The 19,388-nt window shown below is 68.4% G+C and carries 20 protein-coding genes; 8 read left to right on the top strand and 12 right to left on the bottom strand.

Annotated features, from left to right (window positions below; all coding sequences use genetic code 11):
* Positions 1-61: 61 nt before the first annotated feature.
* Positions 62-1,828: a hypothetical protein gene (locus EFL95_RS16870; RefSeq protein ID WP_123235264.1), complete on the bottom strand. Its 1,767-nt coding sequence runs from the start codon at positions 1,826-1,828 to the stop codon at positions 62-64.
* Positions 1,829-1,910: 82 nt separating this feature from the next.
* Positions 1,911-3,329 (bottom strand): MFS transporter, encoded by a 1,419-nt coding sequence (locus EFL95_RS16875; RefSeq protein ID WP_123235265.1) that lies wholly within the window; start codon positions 3,327-3,329, stop codon positions 1,911-1,913.
* Between the two features lie 68 nt (positions 3,330-3,397).
* Between EFL95_RS16875 and EFL95_RS16880 the strand changes: the two genes are divergently transcribed.
* Together EFL95_RS16880 and EFL95_RS16885 are read left to right on the top strand one after the other, a co-directional pair.
* A complete protein-coding gene (locus tag EFL95_RS16880) occupies positions 3,398-3,856 on the top strand; it encodes a MarR family winged helix-turn-helix transcriptional regulator (protein ID WP_123235266.1) in 459 nt (152 codons plus the stop codon).
* A gap of 95 nt (positions 3,857-3,951) precedes the next feature.
* Positions 3,952-4,650: an LPS-assembly lipoprotein LptE gene (locus tag EFL95_RS16885; protein WP_123235267.1), complete on the top strand. Its 699-nt coding sequence runs from the start codon at positions 3,952-3,954 to the stop codon at positions 4,648-4,650.
* Between the two features lie 42 nt (positions 4,651-4,692).
* Here the strand turns inward: EFL95_RS16885 and EFL95_RS19765 are convergent, their stop codons facing one another.
* The 7 genes from EFL95_RS19765 to EFL95_RS16920 form a co-directional block, all read right to left on the bottom strand.
* Positions 4,693-5,562 (bottom strand): Abi-alpha family protein, encoded by an 870-nt coding sequence (locus EFL95_RS19765; RefSeq protein ID WP_123235268.1) that lies wholly within the window; start codon positions 5,560-5,562, stop codon positions 4,693-4,695.
* The gene (locus tag EFL95_RS16895; protein WP_246005007.1) at positions 5,559-6,881 is read right to left on the bottom strand and encodes a DUF445 domain-containing protein; all 1,323 of its coding nucleotides are present in this window, start codon (positions 6,879-6,881) and stop codon (positions 5,559-5,561) included. The genes EFL95_RS19765 and EFL95_RS16895 overlap by 4 nt, the downstream gene beginning before the upstream one ends.
* Before the next feature lie 124 nt (positions 6,882-7,005).
* Positions 7,006-7,416, bottom strand: a complete 411-nt coding sequence (locus EFL95_RS16900) for a heat shock protein transcriptional repressor HspR (RefSeq protein WP_123235270.1) — start codon at positions 7,414-7,416, stop codon at positions 7,006-7,008.
* On the bottom strand, positions 7,416-8,594 hold the full coding sequence (gene dnaJ, locus EFL95_RS16905) for a molecular chaperone DnaJ (protein ID WP_123235271.1): 1,179 nt from the start codon (positions 8,592-8,594) through the stop codon (positions 7,416-7,418). The genes EFL95_RS16900 and dnaJ overlap by 1 nt, the downstream gene beginning before the upstream one ends.
* 33 nt (positions 8,595-8,627) lie before the next feature.
* The gene (gene grpE / locus EFL95_RS16910) at positions 8,628-9,221 is read right to left on the bottom strand and encodes a nucleotide exchange factor GrpE (protein WP_123235272.1); all 594 of its coding nucleotides are present in this window, start codon (positions 9,219-9,221) and stop codon (positions 8,628-8,630) included.
* The gene (gene dnaK / locus EFL95_RS16915) at positions 9,218-11,068 is read right to left on the bottom strand and encodes a molecular chaperone DnaK (protein ID WP_123235273.1); all 1,851 of its coding nucleotides are present in this window, start codon (positions 11,066-11,068) and stop codon (positions 9,218-9,220) included. Before dnaK ends, grpE begins: the two co-directional genes overlap by 4 nt.
* A 202-nt stretch (positions 11,069-11,270) precedes the next feature.
* Positions 11,271-11,771 (bottom strand): MarR family winged helix-turn-helix transcriptional regulator, encoded by a 501-nt coding sequence (locus tag EFL95_RS16920; RefSeq protein WP_123235274.1) that lies wholly within the window; start codon positions 11,769-11,771, stop codon positions 11,271-11,273.
* A gap of 39 nt (positions 11,772-11,810) precedes the next feature.
* Here EFL95_RS16920 and EFL95_RS16925 point away from each other — a divergent pair, with 39 nt between their 5' ends.
* Together EFL95_RS16925 and EFL95_RS16930 are read left to right on the top strand one after the other, a co-directional pair.
* Entirely contained in the window at positions 11,811-12,737 is a 927-nt protein-coding gene (locus EFL95_RS16925) for an EamA family transporter (protein ID WP_123235275.1), read from the top strand.
* Positions 12,734-13,579 (top strand): aldo/keto reductase, encoded by an 846-nt coding sequence (locus tag EFL95_RS16930; RefSeq protein ID WP_123235276.1) that lies wholly within the window; start codon positions 12,734-12,736, stop codon positions 13,577-13,579. The genes EFL95_RS16925 and EFL95_RS16930 overlap by 4 nt, the downstream gene beginning before the upstream one ends.
* A 5-nt stretch (positions 13,580-13,584) precedes the next feature.
* Here the strand turns inward: EFL95_RS16930 and EFL95_RS16935 are convergent, their stop codons facing one another.
* Genes EFL95_RS16935 through EFL95_RS16945 form a run of 3 tightly spaced genes read right to left on the bottom strand, consistent with a single transcriptional unit; the run spans position 13,585 to position 15,148 of the window.
* On the bottom strand, positions 13,585-14,157 hold the full coding sequence (locus tag EFL95_RS16935) for a hypothetical protein (RefSeq protein WP_123235277.1): 573 nt from the start codon (positions 14,155-14,157) through the stop codon (positions 13,585-13,587).
* A 52-nt stretch (positions 14,158-14,209) separates the two neighbouring features.
* A complete protein-coding gene (locus EFL95_RS16940; RefSeq protein WP_123235278.1) occupies positions 14,210-14,683 on the bottom strand; it encodes a nitroreductase family deazaflavin-dependent oxidoreductase in 474 nt (157 codons plus the stop codon).
* 24 nt (positions 14,684-14,707) lie between these two features.
* On the bottom strand, positions 14,708-15,148 hold the full coding sequence (locus tag EFL95_RS16945; protein WP_123235279.1) for a nuclear transport factor 2 family protein: 441 nt from the start codon (positions 15,146-15,148) through the stop codon (positions 14,708-14,710).
* A gap of 130 nt (positions 15,149-15,278) precedes the next feature.
* On the opposite strand from EFL95_RS16945, the gene EFL95_RS16950 reads away from it, so the two are divergent.
* Genes EFL95_RS16950 through EFL95_RS16965 form a run of 4 tightly spaced genes read left to right on the top strand, consistent with a single transcriptional unit; the run spans position 15,279 to position 19,350 of the window.
* A complete protein-coding gene (locus tag EFL95_RS16950) occupies positions 15,279-16,133 on the top strand; it encodes a TIGR03619 family F420-dependent LLM class oxidoreductase (protein WP_246005008.1) in 855 nt (284 codons plus the stop codon).
* Entirely contained in the window at positions 16,130-17,305 is a 1,176-nt protein-coding gene (locus EFL95_RS16955) for a hypothetical protein (protein ID WP_221176480.1), read from the top strand. Before EFL95_RS16950 ends, EFL95_RS16955 begins: the two co-directional genes overlap by 4 nt.
* Positions 17,302-18,144, top strand: coding sequence for an SDR family oxidoreductase (locus tag EFL95_RS16960; protein WP_221176481.1), 843 nt, complete (start codon positions 17,302-17,304; stop codon positions 18,142-18,144). Before EFL95_RS16955 ends, EFL95_RS16960 begins: the two co-directional genes overlap by 4 nt.
* A 48-nt stretch (positions 18,145-18,192) precedes the next feature.
* Entirely contained in the window at positions 18,193-19,350 is a 1,158-nt protein-coding gene (locus tag EFL95_RS16965; RefSeq protein ID WP_246005009.1) for a sulfotransferase family protein, read from the top strand.
* Positions 19,351-19,388 lie beyond the last annotated feature (38 nt).

The raw sequence follows: 19,388 nt of genomic DNA on the forward strand, positions 1-19,388 counted from the left end.
GAGAACGGGACCAGCTTCGGCTCCCACCCTCGCCGGTGCGGGCCGAACCTGCAAACGGCCGCTACCTGACCTCGACCACTGCCTTCACCGCGTCCTTACGGGTCGCGTCCGAGAGCGAGGTGGCGGTGACCAGCCAGCTGGCGACCTTGCCCAGCGACGTCCCCGCCTTCACCGAGACCTCGATCCTGAGGTACTTCCGAACCCCCGGGCTGATGCTCAGCTCCTGCTTGCCGTGGACGACCGCCGTGGTGATCGAGGTGCGCCCGCCCCGACCCAGGAGGTAGTTGACGGTGAAGCCGGCAGGGGCCGAGCCGCCCTTGATCACGAAGGTGTCGGGCTGGGTGCCGTCGTTCTGGATCGCGACCAGGAACGTCGCTGTGCTCGAGCGGTGCACACCCAAGGTCACCGACTGGCCGGCTGCCGTGGTGTTGTAGACGTTGTTGCCCTTGAGCGACCCCGAGCCCAGCTTCTCGATCTGCGCGTCAGCACGGTACGGGTTGATCCGGACCCGCTGCGCGGCCGCCTTGGACACCATGTCGGCCTCGTTGTTGGCGATCACGAAGCTCTGCCGCGTCGTGCGCGAGCCGTCCGCCGAGACCCCGAAGCTGTTCGCCTGCAGGACCAGGTTGTTGTAGCCGGCCCGGTCCACCTTGCCGGGGAAGTCGAACGTGAGCGCCCCGCGCGGCAGCAGGGAGTTCGGGTCGCTCGCGGTGTCGCTGTCCCGCACGAGGATCGAGTTCGCGAGCTTGGTCGGCCCGGCGTACACGGCTTGCCCGGCGTACGTCGTGAAGCCGCCGAAGGTCCAACGGCGGTTGACCGCGACGTCGGTCTCGGCGTTCGCGACGTAGTCGAACCCGTGCACCTGGTTCATGTAGTACGGCGAGATCAGGTGCGACTTCCCGTCGACACTTCTCCAGATGTCGATCACGTGCACCTGACGACCGCCGTCGACGATGACGTAGGTGCGGTCGAGGTCGACACCGACTCCGGTCATCTTCGGGCAGGTCGCGAGCACCGGCGGGTACGGCGCACCCTTGGGGCAGGCAACGAGGGGGTCGTGCTCCTTGATCCGGGTGATGCCGGTGCTGCCATCGCGCCACACGGTCCAGGTCAGGCTCGGGTTCCCCGGGATGTTCGAGGCGAGATTGTGCGCCGAGTTCGGGCCGAACGCGTTGCGGCCGTCGACCCGGATCTGGCTCCGCGGCAGATCGGCGAAGGCACCCAGCGCGGCGCCGTAGGTGTCCCAGAAGTAGTCGCTCGACGAGCCTTCGGGATAGTTGAGCCGCGACTCCCAGTAACCGCCGTGAGTCGCCGACGACAGGTCGAACAGCGCGTGGGCGCCCTGGTAGGCGACCGAGTAGTCGTAGGTCCTGCCCACGTTCGGGCCGCTGGTCGTCTTGAAGTCCCGGCGGTACTCGGTCGTCACCCGCGGACCGATGTACCCGGACAGACCCGAGCCCTTGGGCCAGCCGTACGGCACGGCCAGGAGCTGACAGGTCCCGTACGGAGTTCCGATGGACATCTGCGCCGAGAAGGTCCCGTCAGCCTGGACCGCGACGTGCGACGGTCCGCCCTGGTACCAGCTTGAGCCGACCTCGTAGCAGCGGATGTCGATGAAGTCACCGGTCGTCAGGTTGCTGGTCCCGGTCACGGTGACGTCCGGGACCGACCCGTTCTGCTGTGTCACGGTGTAGTGGGCACCGTCGAGCGGCGAGGTGATGTTCGTGGTCGGCACCACGGAGCTCGCCGGTGCCTGCAGGAGCACGACTCCTGTTCCGGCGAGGGCGAGCAGCAGGACAGGAACGATGCGGGCTCGGCTGAACGTCATGACGGACTCCCTCGAGAAGTGACCCAGATGGGCACACCATCGCCCCCGCCGAGCCCGTCCGGCAAGGGTTTCCGAGATCTGCCTAGGCGGATCTCCGCGCCGGGATGGCCAGGGCCAGGCCGAGAGCGGCCACGGACGCCGCCAGCGAGATCAGGATCGCGATCGTGAAGCCGTGGTTCGACGGAAGCACGTGCCCACCGAGGGTGATCGTCTGGTGCGCCAGCACCGTGCCGACGACTGCCGCGGAGAGTGACGTGCCGACCGAGCGCATCAGCGCGTTCAGGCCGTTGGCCGCAGCGGTCTCGGTGATCGGGACCGCGCCCATGATCAGCGCCGGCATGGCGGCGTACGCGATGCCGACCCCGACGCCCAGGAGCACCGAGACCACGCCGATCTGCCACCAGGCGTCACGCAGGAACAGCATGAACACGTAGGAGATCGCCAGCACCACGATGCCGGTGGCCAGCGAGGTGCGCGGGCCGCGGCGGGCCGAGATCTTCGCGCCGACGTCGGAGAACAGGTACATCATGAAACCGCTCGGAGCGAGCACGAGGCCGGCCTTGATCAGCGTCATGCCCTCGCCGTAGCCGGTCGCCTCGGGAGCCAGCAGCAGCTGGATCGGCATCAGCGACATCCCGTACATCGCGAAGCCGACCGCGACGGACGCGACGTTGGTGAACAGCACCTGCGGGCGGGCCGAGGTCTTGAGGTCGACCAGCGGCGCGGAGACCCTCGACTCCCAGAAGCCCCAGAGTGCGAAGACCACCAGCGAACCGACGAGCATGCCGATCGTGAGGTGGTGGCCCCAGCCCCAGTCGCCGCCCTTGCTGATCGCGAGCAGCAGCATCACCAGCGCCGAGCCGAGCCCGATGGCACCCAGGACGTCGAACCGGGCCGGCGTCCGGACCGGGGACTCGGGAATGAGGGTGAGCACCGCGGCGAAGCAGGCCGCGCCCAGTGCTGCGGTGATCCAGAACAGTGCGTGCCAGTTGGCCTTCTCGACGATCAGCGCCGCAACCGGGAGCCCGATCGCACCACCGACGCCGAGGGTGGCACTCATCCGGGCGACGGCCGGACCGACCTTCTCGGCCGGCAGCTCGTCGCGCATGATGCTGATCCCGAGCGCGATCGCTCCCATCGAGACTCCCTGCAGGGCCCGTCCGACGATCATCGGGACCAGGCTGTCGGCCAGCGCGCAGAGGACCGAGCCGGCGACCAGGGACGACAGGCTGGCCAGCAGCATCAGCCGCTTGCCGAACATGTCACCCAGCCGGCCGGAGATCGGCATCATCACCGCGGCGGTGAGCAGAGTGGCGGTCACGGCCCACGAGGTGTTCGAGGCCTTCGCGTGCAGCAGCGAGGGAAGCAGCGGGATCAGCGGCACGATCATTGTCTGGGTCAGTGCGACCACGATCCCGCAGAAGCAGCCGATGGCCACCACAACGCCGGGGTGCGCGACCTTGCGGGTCGTGTCGGCGTGGGGCACAGCGGTCTGCGTCATGATGTGTATCGTACACATGATGTGTACTATGCACATACCCGAGCCGAGCAATGAGAGGAGCACCACACATGCCGACCAGCACCACCGGCGTCGTCGAGCTCCTCGAGCAGGAGCTGACCCTGCTCTCGCGCCACCAGCTCAGCTCGGCGCACCACAACCCCGACCTGGTCCTGGACCGGTCGGCGTACCAGCTGCTCGGTCGTCTCGAGCTCGAGCCGCTCTCGCTGAAGCAGCTCGCCGAGCTGTTCCGGCTCGACGTCTCCACGGTCAACCGGCAGATCGCCTCGCTGCGCCGCAAGGGACTGGTCGAGCGGATCGCCGACCCAGCGGGGGGCGTCGCCCAGCTGCTGCGCCCGACGCGCAAGGGCCTGTCCCAGCTCCGGGCCGATCGCAGCACCCGGAACCGTCAGATCGGTCAGGTCCTGGAGGACTGGCACCCCGACGAGATCGATCACCTGCACCAGGTGCTCGAGAAGTTCAACCTCTCCATCGAGTCCCTTGAAGGGCAGGCCTGGCCCCGTCCGTAGTCCGTACGTGCCATGTTCATCAGCCAAAAGAATGGTTTTGCTGGAACCAGCCATCTCGGGCGCGCAGGGCGCTCGGGCCTGTCCTGGGAGAGAGCATGCGCTATCTGAAGACAACCCTCGCCGTTCTCGGCGCGGTGACCGTGCTGGTTCTAGCCGGCAACACTGTCGCCTTGGCGACTACCGGCCACTCGCTGCTGCTCGGCAAGAGCAACAGCGCGGACACCTACACCTCCATCACCCGGACGACGTCCGGGACGGTTCTCAGCCTGAAGTCGAAGTCATCGACCAACGCGCCGTTGTCCGTCAACGGCACGGGCAAGGTCACGAACCTCAACGCGGACACGGTCGACGGCTACGACAGCAGCAGGATGCTCAACCGCACGCTGATGTTCACGAAGTCGATCGCCCTGGGGTCCGCGGGCACGTCGTTCGGGCTGACCACCACCACGATCCCGGAGGGCACGTACCTCGTGACCGGCAGCGGGTGGCTCTATGGCCCGACCAACTCGGGAGGCTTCGAGTGCCAGATTGTCGGCAACGGAAGCTCAACGGCGCGGTGGTCCTGGATTCCGGGCAACCCGGACGGGTTCTACACACCCAACATGACCGGCGCCATCACCCTGACGGGCGACCAGACCGTGATGTTCGAGTGCCACGACGGGCCGTCGTTCGCCTGGAACTCCTACTTCGGTGCTCCCATGCAGCTCACGCTGACCAAGGTCGCACAGCCGGTCACGGGAACGGCATCCCGGGTGGCGCCTGGATCCGCTCGACTCAGCCCGGCTCACCACTGAGCGCAACCGGCGGCCGTCGCTCGCGGAGCGGCGGCCGTCCGGTTACTGCTCGGCGTCGGGCAGCTCGTGCGTCGGTAGCTCGCCGAGGTGCTCCTCGTCGACCAGGCAGGTCTTGCAGAAGTCCACGCCGAACGGGGTGAGGTGGATCGAGCGACGGACCACCTTGGAAAAGCGCACCGAGTGCATGGCCGCGAGAACGTCGGGCTGGGCCTCGACGACCTGGTACTCCAGCGGGTCCTCGAGCTGCTCACGGGAGAACCAGATCAGCCCGAGCCGGAAGAGGTTGTTCAGGTAGGCGGGGACCTCGTCGAGGTAGCGGACGCCGGCGCGCGGGCCGATCATCGTCAGGCCCGCGGAGAGAAGGTTCGAGCTGACCATGCCGACCGGTCCGCCGGTGCGCACGTCGACCGACGGCTGCGGTCCCCCGCGCAGGAGCAGCAGCAGGATCCGCGCCTCGTCGGGGGCAACCTCGTCCAGGATGCGCCCGTACGCCGGGTGCGCCTCGTCCTCGCTCCACACGTCGCGGGACTTCCGGAGCAGCTCCTCGCCGCGTTCGCGCAGGGACAGCTCGCGCTGCTTGCGCTCGGGCTCGTCCGAGCCGATGACCGAGGTCAGGCTGACGCTGGCCTCGAACAGCGCCACCGGGATCGGTACGCCGCTGGAGACCTTGGTGGCGACGTTCGAGATCGCCCGGGTTGCGTCGGCCAGGTCGTGCGCGACGCCGCGCACCAGCTCGCCGGCGGCGCTCGGGTCGGTCATCGCACGCGCCAGGTTGCGGGCCGAACGGGCGCTGGACCCGGCCACCCAGCTGGCCGAGCGCAGCCAGGCGGTGCCGGCGATCCGGGCCACCCCGGGAAGCGCTTCAGCCGCGCCCTCCCAGACTGCCGGCGTCCTGTCCTGCCGCTCACTCATTTGCCACCCACCCCGAAGAGAAGCAGGTGGATGACCCCACCCGCGAAGCCCATGATCGCGCCGTGGGCGTAGAGCATCCACTCGTCTTCCTTGATCGCCGAGCGCATCATGTCCACGAAGTCGCGCGGAGGCAGCTCCTTGGTGCGCGCCGATACGAGCGTGCGGATCTTGTCGGCCTGGCGCTTGCTGAACTCCGGGTCGCGGAACGGCGTGATGGTCCGGTCGACAGCCTCGTTCGCGACGGCGTCGCGGATGCTGTCGAACTTCTTGGTGCCGATCGCGATCCGCACGGCGCCGCGCACGGGGCCGGCTGCCTGGTCGATCGCGGGTCGCATCGCGGTGGCCAGCATCTGCCGGGTGCGGTCGCCGCGGGGTCCGTCGAGCAGGAAGTCGCCGATGCGCTCGAGGGTGATCACATCGTCGGCGATGATCTGCGCGTAGACCTCGGCCGCCTCGTCCTGGCGCCGCAGGAACAACCCGTGGAAGCGGATCCCGAGGATCCGCTTGGGCTCCGGCGGCTCGAAGATCAGCCACATGCCGAGCGCGTTGGTGACCCAGCCGACGATGATGCCGAGGATCGGCAGCAGCCACCACAGACCGAACCAGTGGTCGATCATCGCGACCGGGATGCCGAGGATGAACCCGAAGATGAACCCGAAGGCCACCATCAGGTTCAGCTCCTTCTGACCGAAGTCGCGGAAGATCCGGACCACCAGGGCCGGGTTCGCCTCGAAGTGGTCGATGACCATGATCTTCGGGTCGAGCAGCTGGTCGATGTGCACGCCGATCTCGCCGGTGATGCCGTGCACCACGGTCGGCATCTGCGCCTGCACGCGGGCGATGATCGCCTTGCGGGCGGGGACCGGGAGGTCGCGCCACAGGTTCGGGTGCTCGCGCTCCATGATGTCCTCGATCATGCGCGGCATGTCGGGCTCGAAGACCTGGACGATGTGCTCGGCGATCTTGTCCGGCTCGAGCTGCTGGTAGAACTCACCGGGCGTGCCGAGCTTCGCGATGGCCTTGTCGACCGCGATGCTGCCCATCTTGGCCGCGCGGGCGGGGACGATGCCCTGCCAGCCGACGCCGCCCTGAAGGAAGCCGGGGACCTCCTGGAGCTTGCGCGGCAGGACCCGGGCGAGCTGCTTGAAGCCGGGGATCGTGACCCCGTGGAAGCGCACCGGGGAGAACAGCATGATCAGGCCGGTCCAGTTGATCAGGAAGCCGATCACGCCGGTGAAGACCGGGATCGTCGCGATGTGGATCCACCCGTGCGCGCTCACGTCCTGGAAGAACCAGTCGATCTCCAGCGGCACCGTCACGGCTCCCCACATTCGCTGTCCGGGCCCCCCGTTACGAGACCGACGCTGAGACTAACGGCTCACCAGCACCGGAGTCACTGAGAGAACAGCCACGGACACCCAGAACGGGACGAACCGGGATTGATCACTCCCCGAACGGGTGCAAAGTGCCCCGCGGGCGCAGCGCCGGCAGGATCGGCCTGCGCTCGGCGAGCGCGGCCGCAGTCTGGTCGAGAGCCGCCTGCAGCGCGCGGGCCCGCTCGAGCAGCTCGGCGTTCCGGGCGCGCAGCGCGGCCACCTGGTTCTCCAGCTCGATGATCCGACGTACGCCTTCCAGGCCGATGCCGGCAGCGGTGAGCTCGGCGACCACGCGCAGCGCCTCGATGTCGTTCAGCGAGTAGCGCCGACCGCCACCGCCGGTGCGACCGGGCGAGACCAGGCCGGCCCGGTCGTACTGTCGGAGGGTCTGCGGGTGCAGGCCGGTGAGCTCAGCGGCGACGCTGATCACGTAGACCGGCGTGCTCGGGCCCGGAGTTCGCGGTTGGGATCGCGGCATCACGAGCTCCTTTCACTGTGCTGGCCCGTCGAGCTGCGCTCGAACAGACCGGCCCGCGGGTCGGTGCCCGCCGTGGCCTTGCGGTACTCCAGCAACAGCTCCTTCGCCGCGTCGTCCAGCGTGCTCGGGACCTGCACCTCGACGGTAACCAGCAGGTCGCCCTTGCCGCCGCCCTTCGTCGGCGCGCCGCGGCCACGAACCCGGAGCACCCGCCCGTTCGGCGTACCGGGGGCGATCCGCAGGGTGACAGGACCGTCGTGCAACGTCGGCACCTTGATCTCGGCGCCGAGGGCGGCCTCGTCGAAGGTCACCGGAGCGGTCAGCGTGAGGTGGTCACCCCTGCGCCCGAAGACGGAGTGCCCGGAAACGCGCACCGTGACGAAGAGGTCACCTGCCGGACCACCCGACTCGCCGGGAGCGCCCTTGCCCTTGAGCCGGATCTTCTGGCCGTCCTTCACCCCGGCCGGGATGCGGGCCTGGATGTTCCGGCTCGAGCGTCCACGACCGGAGCCGTGGCAGGTCGGGCAGGGCTCGTCGTAGACGACCTGGCTGCCGTGGCACTGCGGGCAGGTCTCGTTCATCGCGAACCCGCCGCCCATGTTGTTCACGACCATGCCGGCACCGCCGCAGGTCGGGCAGACGTGCGGCTTGGTGCCCGGCTTGCCGCCGGTGCCGCGGCAGGTCTCGCACGCCGACTCCGAGGAGAGCCGCAGCGAGATCGTGGTCCCGTCGACGGCGTCGGTGAAGCCGATCGTCGCCTCGGTCTCCAGGTCGGAACCGCGCACCGGACGTCGCCGCCCCGCCTGCGGGCCGGGAGCACCGCCCCCGAACAGACCGCCGAACAGGTCGGAGATGTCGAAGCCGGCACCTCCGGCGTTGCCGAAGTTGATGTTCTGGCCACCGAAGCCGCCACCGCCGGAGAAGCCACCGGGGAACCCGCCGGCGTAGAGCGAGCGCATCTCGTCGTACTCGCGGCGCTTGTCGCTGTCACCGACGACGTCGTAGGCCTCGGCGACCTGCTTGAAGCGGTCCTCGGCGGCGGAGTCACCCGGCTTGGAGTCGGGGTGGTTCTCCCGGGCGAGCTTGCGGTACGCCTTCTTGATCGCGCCGGCGTCAGCGTCCTTGTCGACGCCGAGGACCTTGTAGAAGTCCTTGTTGGCCCAGTCGGCCTGACTCATCGGGATCCACCCCCTCTCCTGTTCGTGGTCGGCTCACTCGCCGTTCGTGGTGTCGGCTGCGCCGCCCTCGGCCGGGTCGACGACCAGGACCTGGGCCGCCCGTACGACGCGGTCGCCGATCTTGTAGCCGGCCTTGGCGATGTGCTTCGCGGTCGGCACCTGCACCTCGGCGTCGGTGCCGACGTGCGAGAGCGCCTCGTGCAGCGTCGGGTCGAACGCATCGCCCGGCTCACCGAAGCGGGTCAGACCCAGGCCCTCGACGATCCGGCCGAGCTGCTCGGCGACTCCCTTGAACCCCCCCTCGAGCTCGCCCGCCTCGCGGGCACGGTCGATGTTGTCGAGCACGTCGAGCATCGGCGCCAGCACCGCGAAGATCGCGTTCTCGCGCACCAGGTCGCGGTCGCGCTCGACGCGACGCTTGTAGTTGAGGAACTCGGCCTGCAGCCGCTGCAGGTCGGCGGTCCGCTCGGCCGCCTCCTGCCGCGCCGCGGTCAGGGGGTCCGCCGCTGCGGACCCCCCTTCCACGTCGACCACGTCCTGCGGCTCCAGCGGGCCACCCTCCTCGAGGAGGTTGTCGATCCCACTGATGTCGTCAGGGATCTCCGGGAAGTTCTCCTCGGAGGTCACTTCGTCTCGTCCTCGCCCGCCTCGTCGACGATCTCGGCGTCGACGACGTCGTCGTCGGTGCCCGCAGCGTCGGCGTCCTCCGCCACGGACTCGCCCGCGGCCTCGTCGGCCGCGTAGAGCGCGGCGCCCATCTTCTGGCTGGACTCACCGAGCTTGGTGATGGCCGCGACCAGCGCGTCCTTGTCCGCCTCGGCGTCCTCGAGCAGCGCCTTGAGGGCGTCGACGTCGGCGGTGACCTCGGTCTTCACGTCCTCGGGCAGCTTGTCCGCGTTCTCCGAGATGAACTTCTCCGTCGAGTAGACGAGGCTGTCGGCCTGGTTGCGGACCTCGACGGCCTCGCGACGCTTGGCGTCCTCCTCGGCGTACTGCTCGGCGTCGGCGACCATCCGCTGGATGTCGTCCTTCGACAGCGCACTGCCGCCGGAGATGGTCATCGACTGCTCCTTGCCGGTGCCCTGGTCCTTGGCGGAGACGTGCACGATGCCGTTGGCGTCGATGTCGAAGGTGACCTCGATCTTCGGCACGCCGCGCGGCGCCGGCGGGAGGCCGGTCAGCTCGAAGTTGCCGAGCGCCTGGTTCTGCGCCCACATCTGGCGCTCGCCCTGGGCGACCTTGATCTCCACCGACGGCTGGTTGTCGTCCGCGGTGGTGAAGATCTCCGAGCGCTTGGTCGGGATCGTGGTGTTCCGCTCGATGAGGGTGGTCATCACGCCGCCCTTGGTCTCGATGCCCAGGCTCAGCGGGGTCACGTCGAGCAGCAGCACGTCCTTGACCTCGCCCTTGAGGACACCGGCCTGGAGCGCGGCGCCGACGGCGACGACCTCGTCCGGGTTCACGCCCTTGTTGGGCTCCTTGCCGCCGAGCAGCTCCTTGACGACGTCGGTGACGGCCGGCATCCGGGTGGAGCCACCGACCAGGACCACGTGGTCGATCGCGGAGACCGCGACGCCGCCGTCCTTGAGCACCTGCTGGAACGGCGCCTTGGTGCGCTCGAGCAGGTCGGAGGTCAGCTTCTGGAACTCCGAGCGGGTGAGCTTCTCCTCGAAGTGCAGCGGACCGGACTCGCCGTGGGTGATGTACGGCAGGTGGATCGTGGTCTCCGACGAGCTCGACAGCTCGATCTTCGCCTTCTCGGCCGCTTCCTGCAGACGCTGCAGGGCGATCTTGTCCTGGCTCAGGTCGACACCGTTGCCGTCCTTGAACTTCTTGACCATCCAGTCGACGATCCGCTGGTCCCAGTCGTCACCACCGAGGTGGTTGTCGCCACTGGTGGCCTTGACCTCGACGACGCCCTCGCCGATCTCCAGTAGGGACACGTCGAAGGTGCCGCCACCGAGGTCGAAGACCAGGATGGTCTGGTCGGCGTCGCCCTTGTCCAGGCCGTAGGCCAGCGCGGCAGCGGTCGGCTCGTTGACGATCCGGCTCACGTTCAGACCCGCGATCTCGCCGGCCTCCTTGGTGGCCTGGCGCTGCGCGTCGGAGAAGTACGCCGGGACCGTGATCACCGCGTCGGTGACGGTCTCGCCGAGGTAGGCCTCAGCGTCGCGCTTGAGCTTCTGCAGCACGAACGCGCTGATCTGCTGCGGGGTGAAGTCCTTGTCGTCGATCTTCACCTTCCAGTCGGTGCCCATGTGGCGCTTGACCGAGCGGATGGTGCGGTCGACGTTGGTGACCGCCTGACGCTTGGCGACCTCGCCGACGAGGACCTCGCCGGACTTGGCGAAGGCGACGACGGACGGGGTCGTACGCGCACCTTCAGCATTCGCGATGACGGTGGGTTCGCCACCCTCGAGGACGGAGACGACGGAGTTCGTCGTTCCGAGGTCGATGCCGACCGCACGTGCCATGTTGTTCTACCTCCGTGGTGGGCCCGGGTTCTCCGGGCGGTTGTTTCCAAGTTCTGGTGCCGCTCTCGGCTGCAGCCGCCCATCGTGCTGCTGCTCGCCGAGTTTGACAAATAAGTTGAGTCGATTCAACTCAACTCTTGTCAGTGGAGGTAACGCACGGCTGAGCGGGAAATGTTCCGGGTCGGCGGAAATTCTTTCCGGATCACCCGTCGAGGGAGAGCAGCAGCTTGCGCAGGCTCGCCACCAGGGCCGCCCGCTCCGCGCCGGACAGGGGCGCTAGGAGCCTCTCCTCGTTCGCCCAGTGCTTCTCCACGACCCGGTCGACGACCGCGACACCAGCCGGGGTGAGCTCGATCAGCCGGCTGCGGGCGTCGTGCTCGGCGACGCTCCGGTTGACCAGGCCCATCGCCTGGAGCCGGTCGATCCGCTTGGTCACCGCGCCCGAGGTGACCATCATCGTGGCGGTGAGCTCGGTCGGGGTGAGCCGGTACGGCGCGCCGGCCCGGCGCAGCGAGGCGAGCACGTCGAAGTCGCCGTTGCCGAGGCCCTCCTCGGCGAACGGCGGACGCAGCGCGGCGTCGAGCAGGTCGGCGACCCGGTGGATACGGCCGACGACCGCCATCGGGCTGCTGTCGAGCTCCGGGCGCTCGGTGGCCCACTGGGCGACGATCCGGTCCACGGCGTCCTCTTCCCTGGTGCTCATGGCTTGACTATATCTTCCATGGAAACTAATATACCTTCCATGGAAACTAAATCCCAGGACCAGGGATACGGCATCGGCACGGTGCTGCTCACCGCGGTCGCGCCGGCCGCCTGGGGGTCGACGTACATCGTCACCGAGAACTACCTGCCGCCGGACCGGCCGCTGTTCGCCGCGCTGGTGCGGGCACTCCCCGTCGGCCTGGTGCTGCTGGCACTGCGGCGCCAGCTGCCGCCGAAGGGCTGGCGCCTGAAGGCCGTCGTCCTCGGGCTGTGCAACATCGGCCTCTTCTTCCCGCTGATCTTCCTGGCCGCGTACCACCTGCCCGGTGGCCTGGCGGCCACGCTCCAGGCCACCTCTCCGCTGGCGGTCATGGCCATCGCCTGGCCGGTGCTCGGCGAGCGCGCTCCGCTGGTCCGCGTCGCGGCCGGCCTGGTCGGCATCCTCGGCGTCGCACTGCTGGTGCTGCGCAACCCCGGCCACATCGACACCCTCGGCCTGGTCGGCGCGTTCGGCTCGGTGCTCGTCTCGGCGGTCGGCTTCGTGCTCATCAAGCGCTGGCCGGCCCCGACCGACCTGTTGACGCTGGTCTCCTGGCAGCTCGTCGTCGGCGGCATTGCGCTGCTGCCGGTCGCGCTGATCGTCGAAGGCGCCCCGCCGGCCCTGGACGCCCAGGCCGTGGCCGGCTTCAGCTGGATCGCGATCGCCGGCACCGGCCTCGCCTACTTCTGCTGGTTCCGCGGCCTGTCCCGGATGCCCGCAGGTGCGGCTGCTCTGGTCGGGCTCGTGAACCCGGTCGTGGGCACCGTCCTGGGGATCGTCTTCGCCGGCGAGGTCTTCGGCTGGGCCCAGGCGCTGGGCATGACCCTGGTCCTCGGTGGCGTCCTGGCCGGACAGCGGCTCGGCGGCCGCGCCCAGAAGAAGCCGGCGGGAATAGTCGAGGCCCCCGCGGTGTCGACCTCTGTATGACGATCCCGAACCTGACCCTCAACGACGGCAACGCCATCCCGCAGCTCGGCTTCGGCGTCTTCCAGGTGCCCCCGGCCGACACCGCGAAGGTCACCCTCGACGCGTTCGAGGCCGGCTACCGGCACATCGACACCGCCGAGATGTACCGCAACGAGAAGGGCGTCGGCGAGGCGCTGCGCTCCTCCGGCCTGGCCCGCGACGAGGTCTACCTGACCACCAAGCTCAACAACGGCTTCCACCGCCCCGACGACGCCCGCCGGGCGTTCGAGCAGTCCCTCGCCGACCTCGGCACCGACCACGTCGACCTGTTCCTCATCCACTGGCCGCTGCCGACCCGGTACGACGGCGACTTCGTCTCGACGTGGAACACGCTGATCGAGTTCAAGAACGACGGACGCGCCCGGTCGATCGGCGTCTCGAACTTCCAGGTCGCCCACCTCCAGCGCCTCGCCGCCGAGACCGATGTGGTGCCGGCGGTCAACCAGATCGAGGTGCACCCCTACTTCGGCAACGAGGACGTGCGCGCCGCTGACGAGAAGGCCGGCATCCTCACCGAGGCGTGGTCCCCGATCGCCCAGGGCGCGGTCCTCGACGACCCGGTGATCACCGCGATCGCGGACCGGCTCGGCCGCACGCCGTCCCAGGTGACGCTGCGGTGGCACGTCCAGCGCGGCGACATCGTGTTCCCCAAGACGCTCTCGCCGGAGCGGATGCGCGAGAACGCGGCGATCTTCGACTTCGAGCTCTCCGCCGAGGACCACGCCGCGATCACGGCGCTGGGCCGTGGGGAGGCCGGACGGCGCGGGCCGAACCCGGACGCCTTCGACTGGATCCCCGACTGAGGGGATCAGCCCTCGATGGTGACCTTGACCTCGTTGGACGACGTGCCGGTCTCCGGGTCGTAGACCCGGAACTTGTTGTCGCCCTCGCGCCCGGTCATCACGTAGGTCTCGAAGGTGCCGACCTGGACGGTGACCTGGACGCCGAAGTCCACCCACTCGCCGTTCTCGAAGCGCTGCACCAGCAGGGACACGTTGTCCTTGCCCGGCCACTGACCGGTCAGGTTGATCCGCTCCATCGACTTCACGAAGACCGGTGAGGCGCTCAGGAAGAGGTCGCCGCTGCCAGCACTCGGGGTGACGATCTCGGTCGGGATGTCGGTGGGCTCGTCCGTGGGCTCGTCGGTCGGCGAGCCTCCGTCGGGGGTCTGCGTGATGGCCGTGGTCGGCAGCGGCTTGATCGGGGTGACCGGCGCGGGACCGACGGTCGAGGTGTCGGCGTTGTCCAGGCCGAGGGACTTGACCATCACCCAGGTGCCGATGCCGATCGCGATACCGATCGCGACAGCGACGCCGAGCACCTTGAGGACGGCGTTGAGGATCCGCTCCCGGCGCTCGCGGTCCGACTCCCGATCAGTCACGCGCCAAGAATAGGCAACCCACGGGTAACTGCGCGCCCCGTCTCGCCCAGGCTCAGCGCGGCTCCAGCACCACCACGGGGATCTCGCGCTCGGTCCAGGACTGGTAGCTGGCGTAGTCGGCGTACAGGTCGACCAGGCGCGGCCACAGCACAGCCCGCTCCGCCGTGTCGGCGACCTTGGCGCGCATCGCGCGCCGCGAGCGTCCGACCTGGACCGTCACGTCCGGGTTCGCGACGACGTTGAGGAACCACATCGGGTTCTCGGGCCGTCCTGCCTGGGAGGCGACCACCACCACGTTCGGCCCGTCCTCGAGGTAGACCAGCGGTGTGGTCCGGGCCAGCCCGGTCTTCCGTCCGGTGTGCTCGAGCAGGCAGATCGGGACCGGGTTGCGGAAGCCGGCTCCGATCCGCCAGTGCGACCCGAGGCGCCCGCCGGTACGCCGGAAGAGCCAGACGTTCACGGCCGCCATGACCTTCATGAACTTCACGGTGCCCGGGTCGTCGAGGCCCTTGGGTTTGTTCTGCATCGCGACAGGCTCGATGGCCGCAGGTCACATACCGAGCGCTTCGAAGCCGCGCTTCCAGAGCACGGTCTCGTGCAGCTTGCGCGAGCGCCAGCCGGCCTCGGTCCGGGTGAAGGTGTGCCGGTAGATGCCGGTGACCTCGACGGGGAACTTCGAGTCGGGCCCGAAGTCGAACGTCATCGGGTTGTGGAAGTAGGCGTTGGCCTGGATGTCGCCCCCATCGAGGTGCTCGTAGTCGATCTGGCCGATCATGTGCACCCGGTTCGGCGCGACCGCGAGGTTCTCCTGGAGCCAGGGCTTGATCTCGACGAAGGTCGCCTCGATCCCGCCGGATTCGACGTAGTTGATCGCGGCGTCCGGGGTGAAGACCTTGTCGAGCCGGTCCCACTCACCGAGGTCGATCCCGAAGGTGTAGTTGGTGATGGCGTCGCGGATCTCGGTCCGGTCGACCAGTTCCTGCAGGTCCATGGAGCACTCCTGAGCGTGAGCGGTAGAGGCGCCTTCAGAAAAAAGGCGACTTCGGCTACCGGATCACTCTAGCCACGAAACTGGAACACGTTCTAGTCTTGGGCCCATGCGTTTTTCTTTCGCCGAAGGCATGACCAAGACTGAGTACTGGGCGCCGATGGCCCAGGCGTGCGAGGCCGCCGGGTACACCTCGATGACCATCCCGGACTCGTTGATCTTCCCGGAAGAGTCTGACTCGAAGTACCCCTACACCGACACCGGGGACCGGCACTTCCTCGAGGGCAAGGAGTTCATCGAGACGATGATCCTCTGCGCCCACATCTTCGCGGTGACCGAGACGCTGCGCCTCACGCCCTTCGTCCTCAAGATGCCGATCCGGCCGCCGGTGCTGACCGCCAAGCAGGCCAGCAGCCTGGCCTACCTGTCGAACAACCGCCTCGGCCTCGGCGTCGGCATCTCGCCGTGGCCCGAGGACTTCGACGCCCTGGGCGTTCCGTGGGAGAAGCGCGGCAAGCGGCTCGACGAGTGCATCGACATCTTGCGCGGACTGACCAGCGGCGAGTTCTACGAGCACCACAGCGAGTTCTACGACATCCAGTCGCTCAAGCAGTGCCCGGCCCCGACCGAGAAGATCCCGGTCCTGGTCGGCGGCCACGCCGACGCGGCTCTGCGCCGTGCGGTCCTCAAGGGCGACGGCTGGATGCACGCCGGCGGCGACCCCGAGGAGCTCGACCGGCTGCTCACCCGCCTGGCCGAGATCCGCAAGGAGGAGGGAGATGACCGCGACGACTTCGAGATCCACGTGATCTCCTACGACGCCTACACCCTCGACGGCATCAAGCGCCTGGAGGACAAGGGCGTCACCGACGCGATCGTCGGCTTCCGGGTGCCGTACATCATGGGCCCCGACCTCGAGCCCCTGCAGACCAAGATCGACAACATCAACCGGTACGCCGAGGACATCATCAGCAAGGTCAGCCTGTGACGGAGGTTTCGACAGGCTCAACCAGCGAGGTGACGAAGGTCTTCAGCGACGCGGTCGCCGAGGCCGAGGGGCTGATCGCGAACCCGCCGTTCGAGATCAGCGAGCAGGAGCGCGCCGAGGGGTACGACTACCTCGCCGGCTCGATCCGCTCGTCGCTGCAGATGGCGTTCGACTACGACCTGGTCCACCCGGTGCTGATCAATCCGACGCACCAGTACGCCCGCCAGGGTCTCGACAACCCGGACGCGATCTACTTCAACGCCTACCTGGACGAGGGCGCGACGTACGAGGTCTCGGGGGTGCGCGGCACCACGACCGACCTGTCCTTCCAGGTGATGGACGGCAACTACTCCGCCGACGGCTCGCCGACCTCGCTGGCCGCGTTCGACGACCGTGAGCTCGACGTCGCCGCCGACGGCTCGTTCAGCTGGAAGTTCGGGCCGGAGATGGGTCTGAAGAAGGGCGCCACCCTGATCGTCCGCGAGGTCTACAACGACTGGACGACCGAGGAGCGCGGCACCCTGCGGATCCAGCGCCTCGACACCGCCGGCACCCCGCGCGAGCCGTTCGCGATGGACAAGGTCGCCAAGCGCTACGGCGTCGCGGCCAAGATGTTGATCGGCAAGATCAAGACCTGGTTCTCGTTCCCGGAGTGGTTCACCTACAAGGAGCCGGTCAACACCCTGACCGTGCCCAAGTCGACCCCCGGTGGCCTGGCGTCGCAGTTCTCCTCGCTCGGCCACTACGACCTGACCGAGGACGAGGCGCTGGTCGTGACCGTCCCGGTCAGCGACGTCGCGCCGTACCAGGCCATCCAGATCGGCTCGAAGTGGTACGTCTCCACCGACTACGAGCACTACCAGTCGTCGTTGACCGGCGCGCAGAGCCAGGCCGACCCCGACGGGTTCTTCCGCTACGTGATCTCCACCCGCAACCCGGAGATCGCGAACTGGCTGGACACCACCGGCCACGACAAGGGCGTCATCATGCTGCGCTGGCAGCGCGTCGCCCGCGACCTGACCGAGCAGGACGGGCCCAGCGTCGAGCTGGTCGCGTTCGACGAGGTCGCCAAGCACCTCCCCTACTACGAGGACAACCGGGTCACCCCGGAGCAGTACGCCGCCCGAATCGCCGACCGCCAGGTCGGCATCGCACGAAGGATGATCTCTTGAGCAACGAACTTGGTTACGCCGAAGCCCACGACACCTCGATCGAGGAGCGCTACACCGCGGCGCCGCTGCTGAAGGGCAAGGTCATCGTCGTTTCCGGCATCGGCCCGGGCCTGGGCCGGTCGCTGGCGATCGAAGCCGCCCGGATGGGTGCCGACCTGGTGCTCGCCAGCCGGACCGAGGCGCGCCTCGACGAGCTCGCCAAGGAGGTCGCCGAGTTCGGAGTCCGCGCCGTCACCGTGGTCACCGACGTGACCGACGAGGACTCGCGGGTGAACCTGCGCGACAAGACGCTGGAGGCCTTCGGCCGCGTCGACTGCGTCATCAACAACGCCTTCGCGATCCCGCCGATGGACCCGATCACCACCATCGACCCGCGCAAGCTGGCGAAGGTGAACGAGACCAACGTGTTCGCGCCGCTGCGCCTCTCCGCGCTGTTCGCCGACGCGCTGTCGGAGTCCAAGGGCTCGATCATCATGCTCAACTCCTGCGTCTCGTTCTCGAGCCAGCCGGAGTACGCCGGCTACAAGCTGAGCAAGGGCACCCTCGCCCACCTCGCCTCGTCGCTGGCCACCGAGCTCGGCCCGCGCGGGATCCGCGTGAACAGCGTCGCGCCGTCCTACATCTACGAGGACGTCAACCGCGGCTACTTCGACTTCCTCGGCGCGGTCGAGAGCAAGACGCACGAGGAGGTGTACGCCGAGAAGGCGGCGCCGACCGACCTCAAGCGCCTCGCGTCCTCCGAGGAGGTCGCGCGCGGCACCCTGTTCCTGGCGAGCGACCTGGCCTCAGCCGTGACCGGCCAGATGCTGACGATCGACTGCGGCGAGTTCCACGACTGACCCTGGTCGGTTGAGCCTGTCGAAACCCGGTGAGCCGAAAGCAGACTGATGAACGACAACGTGATGACCCGGGAGCGCCCGGACGTCGGCAGCTACGAGGACATCGCCGCCGCCGCGTCCCGGACCACCGGGATGACCGACTTCGGTGACGGCGTCCACGAGGAGGGCCTGCGGGTCCTCGTCGAGGACCTCGCCTCCCCCGAGGCCGGCCTGACCCCGCGCGGCAACTACTTCCACCGCTCGGAGGTGAAGAGCGCGCTGGTCGGCGTCCTGCTGACGCAGGCGCAGTTCGCCGCGCACCCCGAGCACCGGGACGTGAAGATCGAGCGACCGATCTTCCTGATGGGCCTCCCCCGCACCGGCACCACGATCCTGCACCGGCTCCTGCACGCCGACCCGAGCTCGCAGGGCCTGGAGATGTGGCTGACCCAGTACCCGCAGCCGCGACCGCCCCGGGAGACCTGGGAGTCCGACCCGATCTTCAACGCGATGCAGCAGGCGTTCACGGCTCACCACGTCGAGCAGCCCGAGTTCATGGGCATCCACTACATGGATGCGACCACGGTCGAGGAGTGCTGGCGGCTGCTGCGCCAGACCGGCAAGTCGAACTCCTACGAGTCGCTGGCGAACCTGCCGCGGTACTCGCAGTGGCTCGACGGCCAGGACTGGACCGACGCCTATGCCCGGCACAAGCAGAACCTGCAGCTGCTCGGTCTCAACGACCAGGACAAGCGCTGGGTGCTGAAGAACCCGTCGCACATGAGCGGCCTGGACGCGTTGATGACCGTCTACCCCGACGCGCTGATCGTCTACACCCACCGCGAGCCGGTCACCTGCATCGCCTCGTCGTGCTCGCTGTCGGCGGAGACCACCGTCGGCCAGTCCGACACCTACGTCGGCGGTGTCATCGGGCACACCCAGCTGGACCTGTGGTCGCGGGCGTTCCACAACTTCCACGACAACCGCGGCAAGTACAACCAGGACCAGTTCATCGACATCTCCTTCGGCGACCTGGTCAAGGACCAGATCGGCGTGACGCGGCGGGTCTACGACCAGTTCGGTCTGGACTGGACGCCGGAGGTCGAGGCCGCGGTCACCGAGATCGACCGGGAGGCCAAGGAGGGCAAGGCGGCGCCGAAGCACTCCTACGAGCTCAAGGACTACGGGCTCACCGAGAAGCAGGTCCTGGACGCCTTCGACCGCTAGGCGCTCCTCGCCATTTGCTACACCTGCGCTGTCAGACG

It is taken from the genome of Nocardioides marmorisolisilvae, from assembly GCF_003725775.1.
Classification (GTDB): domain Bacteria; phylum Actinomycetota; class Actinomycetes; order Propionibacteriales; family Nocardioidaceae; genus Marmoricola; species Marmoricola marmorisolisilvae.

Coding starts and splice junctions, on each gene's coding strand:
- EFL95_RS16965 (WP_246005009.1), top strand. CDS start 18,193: ATGAACGACAACGTGATGACCCGGGAGCGCCCGGACGTCGGCAGCTAC.
- EFL95_RS16930 (WP_123235276.1), top strand. CDS start 12,734: ATGACGATCCCGAACCTGACCCTCAACGACGGCAACGCCATCCCGCAG.
- EFL95_RS16875 (WP_123235265.1), bottom strand. CDS start 3,329: ATGACGCAGACCGCTGTGCCCCACGCCGACACGACCCGCAAGGTCGCG.
- EFL95_RS16950 (WP_246005008.1), top strand. CDS start 15,279: ATGACCAAGACTGAGTACTGGGCGCCGATGGCCCAGGCGTGCGAGGCC.
- EFL95_RS16945 (WP_123235279.1), bottom strand. CDS start 15,148: ATGGACCTGCAGGAACTGGTCGACCGGACCGAGATCCGCGACGCCATC.
- EFL95_RS16920 (WP_123235274.1), bottom strand. CDS start 11,771: ATGAGCACCAGGGAAGAGGACGCCGTGGACCGGATCGTCGCCCAGTGG.
- EFL95_RS16900 (WP_123235270.1), bottom strand. CDS start 7,416: ATGCCGCGATCCCAACCGCGAACTCCGGGCCCGAGCACGCCGGTCTAC.
- dnaK (WP_123235273.1), bottom strand. CDS start 11,068: ATGGCACGTGCGGTCGGCATCGACCTCGGAACGACGAACTCCGTCGTC.
- EFL95_RS19765 (WP_123235268.1), bottom strand. CDS start 5,562: ATGAGTGAGCGGCAGGACAGGACGCCGGCAGTCTGGGAGGGCGCGGCT.
- EFL95_RS16870 (WP_123235264.1), bottom strand. CDS start 1,828: ATGACGTTCAGCCGAGCCCGCATCGTTCCTGTCCTGCTGCTCGCCCTC.
- EFL95_RS16940 (WP_123235278.1), bottom strand. CDS start 14,683: ATGCAGAACAAACCCAAGGGCCTCGACGACCCGGGCACCGTGAAGTTC.
- EFL95_RS16925 (WP_123235275.1), top strand. CDS start 11,811: ATGGAAACTAAATCCCAGGACCAGGGATACGGCATCGGCACGGTGCTG.
- dnaJ (WP_123235271.1), bottom strand. CDS start 8,594: ATGAGTCAGGCCGACTGGGCCAACAAGGACTTCTACAAGGTCCTCGGC.
- EFL95_RS16885 (WP_123235267.1), top strand. CDS start 3,952: ATGCGCTATCTGAAGACAACCCTCGCCGTTCTCGGCGCGGTGACCGTG.
- EFL95_RS16880 (WP_123235266.1), top strand. CDS start 3,398: ATGCCGACCAGCACCACCGGCGTCGTCGAGCTCCTCGAGCAGGAGCTG.